The sequence below is a fragment of the Paenibacillus sp. Y568 genome (genome assembly GCF_059445545.1).
The window spans coordinates 1-617 of the sequence record NZ_JCAIUM010000067.1 but is presented as its reverse complement, the minus strand read 5'-3'; the positions used below and the strand labels follow the sequence as shown (position 1 = coordinate 617).

At 37.1% G+C, this 617-nt stretch carries 1 protein-coding gene; it reads right to left on the bottom strand.

The genetic code is table 11. The features are described 5' to 3' along the window. Window positions 1–568: histidine phosphatase family protein (locus tag AC1D7X_RS25825; RefSeq protein WP_495476441.1), on the bottom strand; the 568-nt coding region annotated here is incomplete at its 3' end. Between the last annotated feature and the right edge of the window lie 49 nt (window positions 569–617).

Genomic DNA, 617 nt, shown 5'->3' with positions numbered 1-617 from the left:
CCTCAAGATGTTTTGTACAGTTATGCAGTTCACATGTCCATTGATTATCTATTTTCTTTAAAATAGTTATTGATGTATTGCCAAAATCTTTTGTAGGAAAATCAGGAACTAAATTGATAAAGTTAAATTGAATTAAGGCACCATGAGAAACCACCAACACCTTTTCACCTTGGTGCTTCATCATTATTTCTTCTAAAAATTCTTCACCTCTCTTTTGGACTATCTCAATTGGCTCAAGTCCAAGATCTAATTCTATCCAACCTGTTCCCCACTTTTCTATTCGTTCCTCTTCAGTAGTACCTTCAATCAATCCTCCGGACCTTTCCCGAAGACGATCATCAAGGTGAATATCTACTCCGATAGCACTCCCTACAATAAGAGCAGTTTGCTTTGCTCTTGCTAAAGTACTTGAATAAATATGATTCCAATCTTCTGATCTTAATCTCGTTGCTAAAAGTTCTGCTTGATTAATCCCATCCTGATCCAGCGAAATATCAGAGTTACCCTGTGCTCGTCCTTCTTTATTCCAACTGGTGCTACCATGCCTTATCAGTGCTATAGTCGCCATATAGTGCTCCTTCAATGTTTAAAATAGATTTGCTGATCTTTCTGATAAC